General features: G+C 61.9%; 15 protein-coding genes. 14 read left to right on the top strand and 1 reads right to left on the bottom strand.

What is annotated here, in order from left to right; all coding sequences use genetic code 11:
• The first annotated feature begins 13 nt into the window (after positions 1 to 13).
• The 9 genes from Q1A53_RS02340 to Q1A53_RS02300 all read left to right on the top strand — a co-directional run bounded on the left by Q1A53_RS02340 (position 14) and on the right by Q1A53_RS02300 (position 9,261).
• Positions 14 to 1,102, top strand: coding sequence for an ABC transporter ATP-binding protein (locus Q1A53_RS02340; RefSeq protein WP_299962514.1), 1,089 nt, complete (start codon positions 14 to 16; stop codon positions 1,100 to 1,102).
• The gene (locus tag Q1A53_RS02335) at positions 1,102 to 2,184 is read left to right on the top strand and encodes an ABC transporter ATP-binding protein (RefSeq protein WP_299962512.1); all 1,083 of its coding nucleotides are present in this window, start codon (positions 1,102 to 1,104) and stop codon (positions 2,182 to 2,184) included. The genes Q1A53_RS02340 and Q1A53_RS02335 overlap by 1 nt, the downstream gene beginning before the upstream one ends.
• Complete coding sequence (locus tag Q1A53_RS02330) at positions 2,184 to 3,056, top strand: sugar ABC transporter permease (protein WP_299962510.1); 873 nt, start codon at positions 2,184 to 2,186, stop codon at positions 3,054 to 3,056. The genes Q1A53_RS02335 and Q1A53_RS02330 overlap by 1 nt, the downstream gene beginning before the upstream one ends.
• Positions 3,056 to 3,937: a carbohydrate ABC transporter permease gene (locus tag Q1A53_RS02325; protein WP_299962508.1), complete on the top strand. Its 882-nt coding sequence runs from the start codon at positions 3,056 to 3,058 to the stop codon at positions 3,935 to 3,937. Before Q1A53_RS02330 ends, Q1A53_RS02325 begins: the two co-directional genes overlap by 1 nt.
• A gap of 129 nt (positions 3,938 to 4,066) precedes the next feature.
• Positions 4,067 to 4,339 (top strand): GIY-YIG nuclease family protein, encoded by a 273-nt coding sequence (locus Q1A53_RS02320; protein WP_299962506.1) that lies wholly within the window; start codon positions 4,067 to 4,069, stop codon positions 4,337 to 4,339.
• 64 nt (positions 4,340 to 4,403) lie between these two features.
• Entirely contained in the window at positions 4,404 to 4,676 is a 273-nt protein-coding gene (locus Q1A53_RS02315) for a DUF2160 domain-containing protein (RefSeq protein WP_299962504.1), read from the top strand.
• Positions 4,677 to 4,756: 80 nt separating this feature from the next.
• Positions 4,757 to 6,478 (top strand): ABC transporter substrate-binding protein, encoded by a 1,722-nt coding sequence (locus tag Q1A53_RS02310; protein ID WP_299962502.1) that lies wholly within the window; start codon positions 4,757 to 4,759, stop codon positions 6,476 to 6,478.
• A 147-nt stretch (positions 6,479 to 6,625) separates the two neighbouring features.
• Complete coding sequence (gene glpK / locus Q1A53_RS02305) at positions 6,626 to 8,113, top strand: glycerol kinase GlpK (RefSeq protein WP_299962500.1); 1,488 nt, start codon at positions 6,626 to 6,628, stop codon at positions 8,111 to 8,113.
• Positions 8,114 to 8,115: 2 nt separating this feature from the next.
• Positions 8,116 to 9,261, top strand: coding sequence for an iron-containing alcohol dehydrogenase (locus Q1A53_RS02300; RefSeq protein ID WP_299963060.1), 1,146 nt, complete (start codon positions 8,116 to 8,118; stop codon positions 9,259 to 9,261).
• Between the two features lie 4 nt (positions 9,262 to 9,265).
• On the opposite strand, the gene Q1A53_RS02295 is transcribed toward Q1A53_RS02300, so the two are convergent.
• Positions 9,266 to 10,465 carry an ROK family transcriptional regulator gene (locus tag Q1A53_RS02295; RefSeq protein ID WP_299962498.1) on the bottom strand — a complete coding sequence of 400 codons (1,200 nt, stop codon included), beginning with the start codon at positions 10,463 to 10,465 and terminating at the stop codon, positions 9,266 to 9,268.
• 190 nt (positions 10,466 to 10,655) lie between these two features.
• Here Q1A53_RS02295 and Q1A53_RS02290 point away from each other — a divergent pair, with 190 nt between their 5' ends.
• The 5 genes from Q1A53_RS02290 (at position 10,656) to gap (ending at position 15,486) form a co-directional block, all read left to right on the top strand.
• Positions 10,656 to 11,684 (top strand): sugar ABC transporter substrate-binding protein, encoded by a 1,029-nt coding sequence (locus Q1A53_RS02290; protein ID WP_299962497.1) that lies wholly within the window; start codon positions 10,656 to 10,658, stop codon positions 11,682 to 11,684.
• A 130-nt stretch (positions 11,685 to 11,814) separates the two neighbouring features.
• Complete coding sequence (locus Q1A53_RS02285; protein WP_299962495.1) at positions 11,815 to 12,873, top strand: ABC transporter permease; 1,059 nt, start codon at positions 11,815 to 11,817, stop codon at positions 12,871 to 12,873.
• Positions 12,873 to 13,649 (top strand): ATP-binding cassette domain-containing protein, encoded by a 777-nt coding sequence (locus Q1A53_RS02280; RefSeq protein WP_299962494.1) that lies wholly within the window; start codon positions 12,873 to 12,875, stop codon positions 13,647 to 13,649. The genes Q1A53_RS02285 and Q1A53_RS02280 overlap by 1 nt, the downstream gene beginning before the upstream one ends.
• Before the next feature lie 8 nt (positions 13,650 to 13,657).
• On the top strand, positions 13,658 to 14,290 hold the full coding sequence (locus Q1A53_RS02275; RefSeq protein ID WP_299962492.1) for a nucleoside/nucleotide kinase family protein: 633 nt from the start codon (positions 13,658 to 13,660) through the stop codon (positions 14,288 to 14,290).
• 188 nt (positions 14,291 to 14,478) lie between these two features.
• A complete protein-coding gene (gene gap / locus Q1A53_RS02270) occupies positions 14,479 to 15,486 on the top strand; it encodes a type I glyceraldehyde-3-phosphate dehydrogenase (protein ID WP_299962490.1) in 1,008 nt (335 codons plus the stop codon).
• Positions 15,487 to 15,522: the final 36 nt, after the last annotated feature.

The following is a 15,522-nucleotide window of genomic DNA, read 5'->3' as shown; positions in this document are numbered from 1 at the left end:
TGGGGGAACGGACATGACCTTGATCTTGGAAGGGGTGTCTAAGACTGTCGGGGGGCAGACGCATATCTACCCCACCGACATTGCGCTCGAAAAAGGGACGATGAACGTCCTTCTTGGCCCGACGCTGTCGGGCAAGACAACGCTCATGCGTCTGATGGCCGGGCTTGATGTGCCTGCGACGGGGCGTGTGATCTGGAACGGCGAAGACGTCACTGGCATGCGGGTGCAGGATCGTAAGGTGGCCATGGTCTACCAGCAGTTCATCAACTACCCGTCCATGACGGTCTATGACAATATCGCCTCCCCGATGAAGCTGATGGGGCAGACCCGCAAGGAGATCGACGCCCGGGTGCGTGAAACGGCGGAACTGATGCAGCTGACACCCATGCTGCAGCGCAAGCCATTGGAACTCTCGGGCGGGCAGCAGCAACGCTGCGCGCTGGCGCGGGCGCTGGTCAAGAACGCAGGATTGGTGCTGCTCGACGAACCGCTGGCCAACCTGGATTACAAGCTGCGCGAGGAATTGCGCGCCGAGATCCCCCGGATCTTTGAGGAATCCGGTGCGATTTTCGTCTATGCCACCACTGAGCCGGAGGAGGCGCTGCTGCTGGGCGGCAATACTGCGGCGCTTTGGGAGGGTCGGGTGACGCAGTTTGGTCCGACACCCCAAGTATATCGCAAGCCGGTGAACGCGACCACGGCACGGGTGTTTTCCGACCCACCGATGAACTTTCTCAAGATCACCAAGCGAGGCGACCAACTGTCTTTTGGCGACGGTCAGTCTGTTTTGGCACCTGCGGGGGCATCGCAGCTGTCGGACGGTGACTACACCGCCGGGTTCCGCCCCAACCATCTGGAGCTGACGCCCCATGGCGCCGGGGCGATGCGCTTTTCCACACGGCTTTCCGTGACGGAGATCACGGGCTCCGAAACCTTCATCCATCTGGATCACCACGGTGAACGCTGGGTCGGGCTTGTGCACGGAATCCAGAGCCTGACACCCGGTCAGGAACTGGATGTGTTCCTTGATCCCGCCCATGTCTACCTCTTTGCGCAGGATGGCGATCTCGTTGCTGCGGCGCCCTATGCGGAGGCCGCCTGATGGCCAAGATCACGCTGGATAATCTGGCGCATTCCTATCTCAGCAACCCGACATCCGAAGACGACTTTGCGCTGAAAGAGCTCAACCACGACTGGGTCGATGGTGAGGCCTACGCGCTCTTGGGTGCGTCTGGCTGCGGAAAATCCACGCTTCTCAACATTATATCGGGACTTCTTCATCCAAGTCAGGGGCGCATCCTTTTCAATGACGAGGACGTCACCGGCGCGCCAACGGCGGAGCGCAACATTGCGCAGGTCTTCCAGTTCCCGGTGGTCTACGACACCATGACGGTGCGGGATAACCTGGCCTTTCCGCTGCGCAACCGTGGGGCGGATGCTGCCTATATCGCCGAGCGTGTGCAGCAGATCGGTGCCATGATCGGGATGGAAGCGGAGCTTGACCGCAAGGCCCGTGGGTTGACCGCGGATGCCAAGCAAAAGATCAGCCTGGGCCGCGGCATGGTGCGGGAGGATGTCAATGCGCTTCTCTTTGACGAGCCGTTGACCGTGATCGACCCGCATATGAAGTGGGAGTTGCGCACCCAGCTGAAATCGCTGCACCACGAGTTCGGTCACACCATGATCTACGTGACCCACGACCAGACGGAGGCGCTGACCTTCGCCGATAAGGTCGTGGTCATGTACGACGGTCGTGTGGTGCAGATCGGCACACCGCAGGAGCTGTTCGAGCGGCCCGCGCATACCTTTGTGGGTTACTTCATCGGCTCGCCCGGCATGAACCTGTTCGACGCGACCCTCGACGGCAGCAGCGCGCAGGTTGCAGGCAGCACGGTTTCGCTGGGCGCGGGCTATGCGGCACAGACGGGGCGCGTGCAACTGGGGGTGCGGCCAGAGTTCATTCAGCTAACCGCGGACGCTGGCATTCCCGCGCGGGTCAAGCGCGTGGAGGACGTGGGCCGGCACAAGATCGTCCGGCTGGAGGTGGACGGCCATGAGGTCAGCGCCATCGCGGGCGAGGGCGATACCATTGCCGCTGGCACCCAGCACATCCGGTTCGTGCCCGAGGGCATCAACGTCTACGCCGACGACTGGCGCGTCGCACCCTCAGAAAAGGCCGCGTGATGAACAAGACAGTCAATCAAAAGGCGTGGTTTCTGGTGCTGCCGGTGCTGGTGCTGGTGGCTTTTTCGGCGGTGATCCCGCTGATGACGGTTGTGAATTATTCGGTCCAGGACACCTTCGGCAACAACCAGTTCTTCTGGGCGGGGCTCGAATGGTTCCGCGAGATGCTTCAAGACGACCGAATGTGGGACGCGCTCTGGCGGCAGCTGATGTTCTCGGGCATCATTCTGGCGATCGAGATTCCGCTTGGCATATTTATTGCGCTGAACATGCCGAAATCCGGGTTCTGGGCGTCTTTCTGTCTGGTGGTCATGTCGCTGCCGCTACTGATCCCCTGGAACGTGGTGGGCACGATCTGGCAGATCTTTGGCCGCGTCGACATTGGCCTGCTGGGCTACACGCTGAACGAGCTGGGGATCTCCTATAACTACACCCAGGACGTCTTTGCGGCGTGGGTCACTGTAATCGTCATGGATGTCTGGCACTGGACCTCGCTCGTGGCTTTGCTGGCCTACGCCGGGCTGCAGTCCATTCCCAACGCGTATTATCAGGCTGCCAAGATCGATCAGGCAAGCCGCTGGGCCGTGTTCCGCTACATCGAGTTGCCCAAGATGGCAGGGGTCCTCATGATCGCGATCCTGCTCAGGTTCATGGACAGTTTCATGATCTATACCGAGCCCTTCGTGGTCACTGGCGGCGGGCCGGGCTCTGCCACGACCTTCCTGTCGATTGATCTGGTCAAGATGGCTTTGGGTCAGTTCGATCTTGGACCGGCAGCAGCCTTCTCCATCATGTATTTCCTGGTGATCCTGCTAATTTCCTGGGTGTTCTACACCGTGATGACAAACCTCGACAAACGGGATGGGGTGTGATGTCCGATACCGCTGCACAATCCGCAATACCCGGCAAACTGGTCCAAGGCGAGGTCAAGGTGGCACGACGCAAGACGCCGCGCGTCAATCGCTCGGCCATCGTGATGGGGCTCTATCTGCTGTTTTTGATGTTGCCGATCTATTGGCTGCTGAACATGAGCCTCAAGACCAACACGGAAATCCTGGGCCAGTTTTCGCTCTTCCCGCGGGAGTTGACGTTGCAGAACTACGTCAAGATCCTCACGGATGAGAGCTGGTACATCGGCTACATCAACTCGTTGATCTACGTGGTCATGAATACGGTGATCAGCCTCGCGGTGGCGTTGCCCGCGGCCTATGCATTCTCGCGCTACAGCTTCATGGGCGACAAGCACCTGTTCTTCTGGCTGCTGACGAACCGGATGGCGCCACCTGCGGTTTTTGCGCTGCCGTTCTTTCAGCTCTATTCATCTGTGGGGCTGTTCGACACACACATCGCCGTGGCGCTGGCGCATTGTCTCTTCAACGTGCCTCTGGCGGTGTGGATCCTCGAGGGGTTCATGCGCGGTGTCCCGAAGGAGATCGACGAGACGGCCTATCTCGATGGCTACTCCTTCCCGCGGTTCTTCATCCGCATCTTCACGCCCTTGATCGCGAGCGGTATCGGCGTGGCGGCCTTCTTCTGCTTCATGTTCTCTTGGGTGGAGCTGCTGCTCAGCCGGACGCTGACCACCGTGGACGCCAAACCCATCGCCGCGATCATGACCCGCACCCAAGGGGCGGCGGGCATCGACTGGGGTGTGCTGGCCGCAGCAGGTGTGCTGACCATCGTGCCGGGCGCGCTCGTGATCTATTTCGTCCGCAACTACATCGCGAAGGGCTTTGCCCTCGGGAGGGTGTGATGCAACGGTTTGTTAACCAGGACGCGGTCATCCTCGGGCTCGACCCGAGGATCTCCTGCCCAACAGATCCTCGGGTCGAGCCCGAGGATGACGTGAGGCACGCGGATGCCGAGAGAGATAGCTGTCTACATGGTGACCAATCGCCCCGGCGGGACCCTGTATATCGGCGTCACCAGCAATCTGCAGCACCGCATCTGGCAACATCGCACGCACGCCGCCACGGGTTTCACGGACAGGTACAATCTGGAACGGTTGGTTTGGTTCGAACTGCACTCCGACATGTCGGTCGCGATCCAGAGGGAAAAATCGCTGAAGCGGTGGCGGCGATCGTGGAAGGTGGCCCTTATCCAAAAGACCAACCCCGGTTGGCGAGACCTTTGGTCGGATATTGCGGCGGCCTGACAGTGAGAGATCCTCGGGTCAAGCCCGAGGATGACAGCCGCTTTTTGATTGGAGGACCTGATTAATGGCTTGGATGGCATGGACATGGCCGACAGCGATTTTCTTCATGGTGATCGCAAGCCTGCTGATCATCTTCACAATTCTCGCCATCAGATACCCGGAGACGCCCCGCGTGGGTATTCTGAGGATTGAAACAACGCGGGGGGATCGGCTTTTCATCACTCTGCTCGGCTCAGCCTTTATCAATCTGATCTGGCTGGGTCTGGAGATCGCGCCGCAGCCCTATGCGATGCTGGCGTGTCTTGTCTATGCTGCCGCGGTGTTCCGCTGGGTGTAGCACAAGGAGAATGAGGCATCCGGGCACGCATCGGGTGGCTCACCCTAAAAACAGTTCAATAATGTCTCGGGAGGACTCACATGAACTTTAGATTGAAATCAACCACAGCCGTGGGCGCGATGGTCGCGTCTTTGGCGTTGCCGGCCTGGGCCGACATGGATGCGGCGATGGCGTTTCTCGACAATGAGATCGCTGGCCTCTCCGTGCTGGACCGCGCCGCTCAGGAGGCGGAGATGCAGTTCTTCGTCGATGCCGCTCAGCCTTTCCAGGGGATGGAGATCAAGGTCGTCTCCGAGACGATCACCACCCATGAATATGAAAGCCAGGTGCTGGCCCCGGCCTTCACTGCCATAACCGGTATTCAGGTAACGCACGATCTGATCGGCGAAGGCGACGTCGTCGAGAAGCTGCAAACACAGATGCAGTCCGGCGAGAACATCTATGATGCCTACGTCAATGACAGCGATCTGATCGGCACCCACTGGCGCTACCAGCAGGTGCGCAACCTGACTGACTGGATGGCGGGTGAGGGCGCGGATGTGACCCTGCCGACGCTTGATATGGAAGACTTCATCGGCCTCAGCTTTACCACCGGCCCTGATGGCAAAGTGTACCAGATGCCAACCCAGCAGTTCGCGAACCTCTACTGGTTCCGCTACGACTGGTTCAATGACGACAAGAACAAGGCCGATTTCCAGGAAGCCTTTGGCTATGAGCTCGGTGTGCCGGTCAACTGGTCTGCCTATGAGGACATCGCAGAGTTCTTCACGGGCCGGGATCTGAGCCACATGGGTGTGGACGGCGAGGTCTTTGGCAACATGGACTACGGCAAGAAAGATCCATCCTTGGGTTGGCGCTACACCGATGCGTGGATGTCCATGGCAGGCATGGGCGACGTGGGTGAGCCGAACGGTCTGCCCGTCGACGAATGGGGCATCCGGGTGAACGAGAACTCGCAGCCGACCGGGTCCTGTGTGGCACGCGGCGGTGCGACCAACGCGCCTGCGGCGGTCTATGCGGTGACAAAGGCCATTGAATGGCTGCAGAAGTACTCGCCACCTGCCGCGGCCGGTATGACCTTCTCCGAGGCGGGTCCGATCCCGGCGCAGGGGAACGTCGCGCAGCAGATGTTCTGGTACACTGCCTTCACTGCCGCCACGGTTGAGCCCGGCCTGCCGGTGATGAACGAGGACGGCACGCCCAAGTGGCGCATGGCCCCCAGCCCGCACGGCGTCTACTGGAAAGAAGGTCAGAAGATCGGCTACCAGGATGCAGGCAGCTGGACGCTGATGGAGAGCACGCCGGTGGATCGCGCCAAGGCCGCATGGCTCTACGCGCAGTTCGTGGTCTCCAAGACGGTGGATCTGAAGAAGTCCGACGTAGGGCTGACCTTCATTCGCGAGTCCACCATCGACGCTGATCACTTCACCGAGCGTGCGGACAAGCTGGGCGGTCTGGTCGAGTTCTACCGCTCGCCCGCGCGCGTCGCATGGTCACCAACCGGAACCAACGTGCCCGATTACCCCAAGCTGGCGCAGCTGTGGTGGCAGAACATCGGCGATGCCATGTCCGGCTCCAAGACACCTCAGGAAGCGCTGGATGCGCTTTGCGCCGATCAGGAGCGGGTGCTGGAGCGTCTGGAGCGTGCGGGTGTCCAAGGTGATCTTGGTCCGGTCATGAACGAGGAAGAAGACCCCCAGGTCTGGTTTGATCGCGAAGGCGCGCCCTTCGCCAAGCTGGAAAATGAGGACGAAGAACCTCAGACCGTCAGCTACGACGAGCTGATCAAATCCTGGCAGTAAGCCAGTGATCCTTGGCCGGGGCGTGCAGAGATGCTGCGCCCCGGCCGTGCTCATTTGCCATCGTCATCCTCGGGCTTGACCCGAGGATCTTATGCCAACAGGTCCTCGGGTCAGGCCCGAGGACAGCGCAGATCAGAGGCTCGCCGCATGACACATATTCTCGCCATTGATCAGGGGACGACATCCTCACGTGCGATCGTCTTTGACGCGGAAATGCGGATTGTCACCAGCGCGCAAGAGGAATTCCCGCAGCACTTCCCCGACAGTGGCTGGGTCGAGCATGACCCGGGTGATCTGTGGTCCACCACCGCAGGGACCTGCCGGGCTGCGATTGAAAAAGCCGGTCTTGGGCCGGATGATATCGCCGCCATCGGCATCACCAACCAACGCGAAACTGTCGTGGTCTGGGACAAGGATACGGGCAGGCCGATCCACAATGCGATTGTCTGGCAGGACCGGCGCACGGCGGACTATTGCCGCCAGTTGCGCGCCGCCGGGCACGACCGGATGATTACCGAAAAGACCGGCCTGCTGGCCGATCCGTATTTCTCCGGCACCAAGTTGAAATGGATCCTTGACCACGTAAAGGGCGCGCGAGACCGGGCCGCGCAGGGTGAGCTGCTTTTTGGGACGGTCGACAGCTTTCTGATCTGGAAGCTGACGGGTGGGGCGGCCCATGTCACGGACGCCACCAATGCCGCGCGCACATCGCTCTATGACATCCACAAGGGACGCTGGAGCACCACCATTTGCGACCTCTTTGGCATCCCGCTGGAGATGCTGCCAGAGGTGCGCGATTGCGCGGCAGATTTCGGCATGACCCGGCCCGATCTGTTTGGTCGTGAGATCCCCATCCTCGGCGTCGCGGGCGATCAGCAGGCGGCCACCATCGGTCAGGCCTGTTTTGAGCCCGGCATGCTGAAATCGACCTACGGTACGGGCTGCTTTGCGCTGTTGAACACGGGCGACACGGCGGTGACCTCGCAGAACAAGCTGCTGACGACCATCGCCTATCAGTTCGATGGCACGCCGACATACGCCCTTGAGGGATCTATCTTCGTGGCGGGCGCCGTGGTGCAGTGGCTGCGCGACGGGCTCAAGATCATCCGCGAGGCTGCCGAGACTCAGCCCCTGGCGGAACAAGCCGACCCCAATCAGAACGTGGTGCTGGTCCCCGCCTTCGTGGGTCTGGGCGCACCTTACTGGAATGCGGAATGCCGGGGGGCTGTCTTTGGTCTGACACGCAACTCGGGGCCGGAGGAATACGCAAAGGCGGCGCTGGAAAGTGTGGGGTACCAGACCCGCGATCTGTTGGAAGCGATGCAGGCGGACTGGCCCAGCGACGAGGCAGGTGCGACCCTGCGCGTGGACGGTGGCATGTCGGCCTCCGACTGGGCGATGCAGTTTCTCTCCGACATCATCGGCGCGCCGGTGGACCGGCCCAGGGTGCTGGAGACAACAGCGCTCGGCGCGGCGTGGCTCGCCGGGCAGCGGGCCGGGATCTATCCGGATCAGGCGGGCTTTGCCAATAGCTGGGCGCTGGAACAGCAGTTCACGCCGCAGTTGGAAGAGGACAGCCGCGCCCGGAAGTACGCCGCCTGGAAACGCGCGGTTGAAGCCACCATGACGTTTTGAGCCTGACAGATTTCAGCTTTCTGACCGCGGGCCGGATCGTCTTTGGCCGCGGGGTCGCAGAGCAGGCGATCCCGCGTGCGCTGCAGTTCGGACACCGCGTCTTGCTGGTCCGGGGCCGGTCGGTCGTCTGGGTGGATCACGTGACCGAGCGCCTCGTGGCGCAGGGGGCGGACGTCGTTCCCATCTTCAGCAGCGGCGAACCCGATTTGCCCGCGCTGGAGACCGCGCTGGCCACGGGACGCGCCGCGGCCTGTGATGTCGTGATCGCCGTGGGCGGGGGAGCGGTGATTGATCTGGGCAAGGCGCTCGCAGCGCTGCTGCCGGGTGAGGGCAGCGTGCTCGACCATCTCGAAGGCGTCGGCCATGCAAAACCCCTGACAGCCGCACCGTTGCCTTTCATCGCCGTACCCACGACCGCCGGCACCGGGGCGGAGGTCACCAAGAACGCCGTTATCACCGTGCCCGATGCGGGCCGTAAGGTCAGCCTGCGCGATGACCGGATGCTGCCGGATCTGGCGCTGATTGATCCCGCGCTCACCGACCATGCGCCGCGAGCGCAGACGCTGGCATCGGGCCTCGACGCGCTGACGCAGGTGATCGAACCCTATCTCAGCCGACGGGCCAATCCGTTGACGGATGCGCTTTGCACGGCGGCGATCCCGCAAGGGGCCGCCGCCCTTGCCCGGCTGGCGGCCCAGGAAGACCGCGCGGCGCGGGACGCCATGGCTTTTGTCAGCCTTTCTGGCGGGCTGACGCTTGCCAATGCGGGACTTGGCGCGGTGCACGGGTTGGCGGGGGTGCTCGGCGGTCGGCTCGGGGCACCGCACGGGCTCATTTGCGGCCGGCTGCTGGGGCCGGTCATGGTGGCCAATCGTGCCGCACTGTCGCACTTGGGCATGGAGGTCAGCCGCTTTGATGCGGTGGCGCGCTGGATGGCAGAAGGGATGGAGCATGATCCGAACCGCCTGTTTCACGACTGGTCAGCCTTGCTCGACGGATGGCAGGTGCCGGGGTTGTCGGATTGGGTGGCTTCTGATGTGTGCCTTGAGAGCATCGCGGAAGAAGCCGCCACTTCGTCTTCCATGAAAGGCAACCCCTGCGCGTTATCCACAGCGACGCTGGTCGAGGTGCTGCAAGCGGCGCTTTGACCGCTCAGACCGCAGCGAGACCAGCGTTCATGTTCAGGAAAAACTGCGCAAAGATCGGCCCGCTTGCCGCGCCGATGGCTCGGGCGTGAAAGCCGATGGCACCTGCCTCGATCTTTGGCGGCAGCAGCCCACGGGTGTCCTGTGTCGCCAGATAGCGGCGCACGCGGTCGACCAGTTCGGCGCGGACCGGGTCCGGGAAGGCACCGTCGATCAGGATCGCTTCGAAGTCCACAACGGAGCAGATCGAGAGCGACGCCTTGGCAAGTTCCTGCGCGGTCTCGCCGATCCACGGATCCACATAGCGGCTGATCGCGGTCCAGTCCTGCGGCAGATGCCACAGCTGCTTGGGGTCGAGCCCAACCTCTATCAATCGCGCTTCCAGCAGATGCAGCGAGGCCACATCAATCAGCTGCTGGCTTTCGCCCAGCGGCCCCGTGGTGCGCAGCGAGCCCAGAGCGCCCGCGTTGCCCTGATTGCCTTCGAAAACGGTATGGTTCAACACGACGCCGCCCCCGATGAAGGACCCGATGTAGAAATAGGCGTGATCGCGGAATTTCTTGCCCAGTCCGTAAAGATGCTCGGCCCGGCAGGCGGCGGTGGCATCGTTGCACATGAAAAGCGGCAGCGGGCTGAAACGCGCGATCTCGGCCGCGAAATCCACATTCTGCCACTGGCTGAAATCATCCGTCGCCGGACCCGATTGGGTCCGCCACTTCCACAGCTCAAAGGGGCTGGCCAGCCCGATCCCGCACAGGCGCGCCTGTTGCGCCGGGCTAAGCGCGTTCAACAGCTGCGACATGCCATCGGCGAGAAAGCCGAACACCTCCGCCGGATCAGGCGCGCGGTAGGACAGATGTAACTGCCCGATCACAGTGCCGCTCAACGACAGCAGCAAAAGCTCCGCACTGCGCCGCCCGATCTTGAGGCCGAAGGAGAACACGCCCTCGGGTGCCAGATCCATCGGCACCGACGGCTTGCCGACCCGTCCGCGCTGTGGCGCGCCGCGCACCAGCAGCCCGTCACGTTCCAGTTTGCGCAAGATCACCGACACGGTCTGGGGGGATAGCCCGGCCTTGCGCGCCAGATCACTTCCCGGCATCGGCCCGTGCCGCATGAACATCGACAGCAGCAGACGTTCGTTATAATTGCGCACGCCGCGCTGGTTAACACCGCTGCTCAGCCCCGCAAGCTCTTGTCCGTCCATTTGGCGATCTATGCTTTTGTCCACGCGCGCAGTCTGTCCTGCCGTAATTAATAAATCAAGTTTACTTATTTATTGACACCCGGGAGTAAATATTGTGTGTTCGCCATGACCGGCGGCGCTAGACCGCGGGTCAGAACGCGACACGCGTCCTGAAAATAATGACCAAAAGACTTTCCTTGGGAGGAAAAACATGAAGAGACTTCTTGCCAGCACCATCCTGGGCCTCAGCGCAATGGGCGCTGTCAGTACCGTCGCGCTCGCGGACGGGCACAGCACCAGCGCGTGCCTCATCACCAAGACCGACACGAACCCGTTCTTCGTCAAGATGAAAGAGGGCGCAGAGGCCAAGGCCGAAGAGCTGGGCATGACCTTGAAGTCCTTTGCCGGCAAGGTGGACGGCGACCATGAGACACAGGTTCAGGCGATTGAGACCTGCATTCTGGACGGCGCCAAGGGCATCCTGATCGCGGCTTCCGATACGTCGTCCATCGTGTCAGCGGTCGAACAGGCGCGGAACGCCGGGTTGCTGGTGATCGCGCTGGACACGCCGCTAAGCCCGATTGACGCGGCTGACGCGACCTTTGCCACGGATAACTACAAGGCCGGTGTGCTGATCGGCCAGTGGGCGCGCGCGCAGATGGGTGATGATGCCGAAACAGCCAAGATCGCCACGCTGGATCTGAACGTGAGCCAGCCGACGGTGGACGTACTGCGCAATCAGGGCTTTCTCGACGGGTTCGGGATTGAGCTGGCGGATCCGAATGTGATCGGTGATGAGGACGATCCGCGGCTCGTGGGCAGCGACGTCACCGACGGCAACGAAGAAGGCGGCCGCCGGGCGATGGAAAACCTGCTTGCCCGTGATCCGGGTATCAACGTGGTGCACACCATTAACGAGCCCGCCGCCGCTGGCGCCTATGAGGCGCTCAAGGCCATCGGGCGCGAGAACGAGGTGTTGATCGTCTCCGTGGACGGTGGCTGCCCCGGCGTGCAGAACGTGGCCGACGGTGTGATCGGGGCAACGTCGCAGCAATACCCGCTGCAGATGGCCGCTCTGGGTGTCGAGGCAATCAAGGCCTGGGCAGAGGATGGCACAAAACCAGAGCCAACACCCGGCAAGGAGTTTTTCGACACCGGTGTCGCGCTGGTGACGGATGCCCCCGCGGACGGGGTTGAATCGATCTCTGTCAGCGAGGGCAAGGATCTTTGCTGGGGCTGATCCCCGCAATCTGACGTCAGGGTGGTGCGGAGACGTGCTGCCCTGATGCCTGGCGGGTTCTGGACCCGCCATGGCCCATTTATGAAACGTGGCAGGTGCCCGGGCGCCTGCACTGGGGGAGGGAACCACCATGTCCGAGGCATCGGAGCCGTCCGGCGACCAATCAAGATCAGAAACCGTCGCCGCCTTTGAGCATTCAAACCGCGGGTTTGTCGGGACCGCTCAGCATCTGCTGCATCTCAATCCATCGCTGGTACCGCTCATCGTGCTGATCGCCTCCGTCGTGATCTTCGGGATCCTGCTTGGCAGCAAGTTCTTCTCACCCTTTGCGCTGACCCTCATCCTGCAGCAAGTCCAGATCGTGGGGATTGTCGCCGCGGCGCAGAGCCTGATCATTCTGACCGCCGGGATCGACCTCAGCGTGGGTGCGATCATGGTGATGTCATCGGTAGTGATGGGGCAGTTCACCTTTCGCTACGGCATCCCGGTTGAGGTCTCGGTGGCCTGTGGTCTGATGTGCGGGGCGCTCATTGGCTTTATCAACGGCTGGCTGGTTGCAAAGGTCAAACTGCCACCGTTCATCGTGACACTGGGCATGTGGCAGATCGTGCTGGCCACCAATTTCCTCTACTCCGCTAACGAGACGATCCGAAGTCAGGAGATCGAGGCGCAGGCGCCGCTGTTGCAGTTCTTCGGAACGACGATCCAGCTTGGCGGGGCGCGGTTGACCTACGGGGTTGTCTTCATGTTGGTGCTGATCTTCGTTCTGGCCTATGCGCTCAAACACACGGCCTGGGGGCGACACGTCTATGCCGTAGGTGATGATCCCGAAGCGGCGGAGCTGTCGGGCGTCAACGTCAAGGCCACGCTTATCTCCGTCTATATGCTGGCGGGTCTGATCTGCGCCTTCGCGGGCTGGGCTCTGATCGGGCGCATTGGCTCTGTCTCGCCCACCTCCGGCCAACTGGCCAATATCGAGAGCATTACGGCGGTGGTGATCGGCGGGATCTCTCTGTTCGGCGGGCGCGGCTCGATCATGGGGACGCTCTTTGGCGCGCTGATCGTGGGCGTCTTTACCCTTGGCCTCCGGCTTCTCGGTGCAGATGCACAGTGGACCTACCTGCTGATCGGCTTGCTGATCATCGCGGCCGTGGGCGTGGACCAATGGATCAGAAAGGTATCGGTGTAATGGAACCCATCCTCAAAGGCCGCAATCTGGTCAAGCGCTACGGGCGCGTCACCGCGCTGGATCATTGTGATTTCGATCTGATGCCGGGCGAGATCCTGGCGGTGATCGGCGACAATGGTGCGGGTAAATCCTCTCTCATCAAGGCGGTATCTGGGGCGGTGATCCCTGACGACGGCGAGGTCTACCTCGAAGGCAAGAAGGTCAACTTCACCTCGCCCATAGATGCGCGTAACGAGGGCATCGAGACGGTGTACCAGACGCTGGCCATGTCGCCCGCTTTGTCCATCGCTGACAACATGTTCATGGGGCGGGAGATCCGCAAACCGGGTTTTCGGGGCAAATGGCTGCGCCAGCTGGACCGGGCAGAGATGGAGCGCATCGCGCGCGACAAGCTGTCCGAACTGGGGTTGATGACCATCCAGAACATCAATCAGGCGGTAGAGACGCTCTCGGGCGGGCAGCGTCAGGGTGTGGCGGTCGCGCGGGCCGCGGCTTTCGGCTCCAAGGTGATCATCCTGGACGAGCCCACGGCGGCCCTCGGCGTCAAGGAATCGCGCCGCGTGCTGGAGTTGATCGCCGACGTGAAATCGCGCGGTATCCCGATCATCCTGATCAGTCACAATATGCCGCATGTGTTTGAAGTGGCGGACCGCATCCATGTGCACCGTCTGGGTAAGCGCCTGTGCCTCATTGATCCCAAGGACTACACGATGTCGGACGCAGTGGCCTTCATGACCGGTGCTAAGGAGCCGCCCTCCGACGCCGCCGCCGCGTGAGCGAACGGATGCGGGATCTGTCTGACTTGGCCGACGCGGTGCTTGCCGCGCCGCGCGCGCATCGGCGGAGGCTGGTGGCACTGGCCGGGCCACCCGGTAGTGGTAAATCGACCCTCGCTGCCCGACTGGCCGAGGCCCTTGTTGACCGCGGATGCGCGGCGCGGGTTGTGCCGATGGACGGATTTCATCTGGACAACGCTCTTCTGGAGCACGCGGGGCTGCTGCCGCGCAAGGGCGCGCCGGAAACCTTCGACGTGGGCGGTTTCTCACGGCTGATGCCCGCGCTGGCCAATGAGGAGGTGGTTTACTACCCGCTTTTTGACCGGTCGCGCGATCTGGCTATTGCCGGGGCAGGGCAGCTCGATCCGGCCTGTGATACGGTGATTGTCGAAGGTAACTATTTGCTGCTGGACGAGGCACCCTGGCGAGGACTGTCCACTCACTGGGATCTCAGCGTGGGCCTTGAGGTCGCGTGGGAGGTCTTGCGCGCGCGGCTTTTGCAGCGGTGGCGGGATGCGGGTCTGGACGAAACAGCGGCTCAGATGCGCGCCGAAGGCAACGATCTGCCCAACGCGAACCGTGTGCAAAAGGCGATGTTGCCTGTGGACGTGTTTTTCGCGAACGAGGGGTCACAAAGCTGAAATAGCGTGCTTTTATGCAAGTTGAGCGTGTGTGCCCGCTGCAATGGCGTGTCGCGGCAACATGCCATGGCCCGGTTTGGGCCTGAAAGCTGCGCTAAGGACCGTTGATCTTTTCGCTCAACTGTGGTCGTTAGCGCTAACGAGCGAATAAGGCCGCGTCGCGGCGGAAACAGGTCTGGAGAAAGAAGATGTCTCACGCAATTGCAATCAACGGGTTTGGCCGCATCGGTCGCGGTGTCCTGCGGGCGATGATCGAGAATGAGGTGACGGACCTTGAGGTTGTGGCAATCAACGATCTGTCCTCGCCGGAGACACTGGCGCATCTGCTGAAATACGACAGCGTGCACGGCCGTCTGAAGGCCGATGTGAGTGTCAAGGGAGACGCGCTGGTGGTCAATGGCCGCGAGATTGCCGTCACCGCGATCCGCAACCCTGCGGAATTGCCGTGGGATGGGATCGATGTGGCAATGGAATGCACGGGCTTTTTCACCGCGCGCGACAAGGCAGCCGAGCACCTGAAGAATGGATCAAAGCGGGTTCTGATTTCCGCCCCGGGTGCCGGTGCAGACCGCACGATCGTGTTCGGTGTCAATGACAAGGAGATGACAAAGGACGATATCGTCATCTCCAACGCGTCCTGCACCACCAACTGCCTCGCTCCCGTGGCCTATGTGCTCGACAAGGCCTTCGGGATCAAAACCGGCTACATGACGACCGTGCACGCCTACACGGGTGACCAGCCGTCCCATGACGCACCGCACAAGGATCTTTACCGCGGGCGCGCGGCGGCCGTGTCGATGGTGCCCACATCCACCGGAGCGGCCAAGGCGATCTCGCTGGTGCTGCCGCATCTGGAAGGCAAGCTCGAAGGCTCTGCGATCCGTGTGCCCACGCCGAACGTATCCTTGGTGGATCTGACCTGCATCACCGAAAAGCCCGCCACCGCCGACGCAATCAACGCCGCGATGAAGGAGGCGGCCGAGGGCGAGCTCAAAGGGGTACTCTCCTATGAGACCGACCCGACCGTATCGATCGACTACAACCACGATGCGCATTCATCCAGCTTTGCCGCGCCCCAGACCAGCGTCACCAAGGACGGGCTGGTGCGGATCGTCAGCTGGTATGACAATGAATGGGGCTTTGCCAACCGGATGATCGACACCGGGCGCAAGCTTGCGGCGCTGTCCAAAACCTGAGGGGCAGCGCTTTCAGACGTCCAGGGACCGGAGGGA

It is taken from the genome of uncultured Roseobacter sp., from assembly GCF_947496515.1.
Classification (GTDB): domain Bacteria; phylum Pseudomonadota; class Alphaproteobacteria; order Rhodobacterales; family Rhodobacteraceae; genus Roseobacter.
The sequence above is the reverse complement of the archived record's forward strand: the minus strand, read 5'-3'. Positions and strand labels throughout refer to the sequence as shown.

Bases quoted from the DNA above. Each gene is read 5' to 3' on its own strand.
- Q1A53_RS02330 (WP_299962510.1), top strand. From the start codon at position 2,184: ATGAACAAGACAGTCAATCAAAAGGCGTGGTTTCTGGTGCTGCCGGTG.
- Q1A53_RS02315 (WP_299962504.1), top strand. From the start codon at position 4,404: ATGGCTTGGATGGCATGGACATGGCCGACAGCGATTTTCTTCATGGTG.
- Q1A53_RS02285 (WP_299962495.1), top strand. From the start codon at position 11,815: ATGTCCGAGGCATCGGAGCCGTCCGGCGACCAATCAAGATCAGAAACC.
- Q1A53_RS02290 (WP_299962497.1), top strand. From the start codon at position 10,656: ATGAAGAGACTTCTTGCCAGCACCATCCTGGGCCTCAGCGCAATGGGC.
- Q1A53_RS02295 (WP_299962498.1), bottom strand. From the start codon at position 10,465: ATGGACGGACAAGAGCTTGCGGGGCTGAGCAGCGGTGTTAACCAGCGC.
- Q1A53_RS02310 (WP_299962502.1), top strand. From the start codon at position 4,757: ATGAACTTTAGATTGAAATCAACCACAGCCGTGGGCGCGATGGTCGCG.
- Q1A53_RS02335 (WP_299962512.1), top strand. From the start codon at position 1,102: ATGGCCAAGATCACGCTGGATAATCTGGCGCATTCCTATCTCAGCAAC.
- gap (WP_299962490.1), top strand. From the start codon at position 14,479: ATGTCTCACGCAATTGCAATCAACGGGTTTGGCCGCATCGGTCGCGGT.
- Q1A53_RS02275 (WP_299962492.1), top strand. From the start codon at position 13,658: ATGCGGGATCTGTCTGACTTGGCCGACGCGGTGCTTGCCGCGCCGCGC.
- Q1A53_RS02280 (WP_299962494.1), top strand. From the start codon at position 12,873: ATGGAACCCATCCTCAAAGGCCGCAATCTGGTCAAGCGCTACGGGCGC.
- glpK (WP_299962500.1), top strand. From the start codon at position 6,626: ATGACACATATTCTCGCCATTGATCAGGGGACGACATCCTCACGTGCG.
- Q1A53_RS02325 (WP_299962508.1), top strand. From the start codon at position 3,056: ATGTCCGATACCGCTGCACAATCCGCAATACCCGGCAAACTGGTCCAA.
- Q1A53_RS02340 (WP_299962514.1), top strand. From the start codon at position 14: ATGACCTTGATCTTGGAAGGGGTGTCTAAGACTGTCGGGGGGCAGACG.
- Q1A53_RS02320 (WP_299962506.1), top strand. From the start codon at position 4,067: ATGGTGACCAATCGCCCCGGCGGGACCCTGTATATCGGCGTCACCAGC.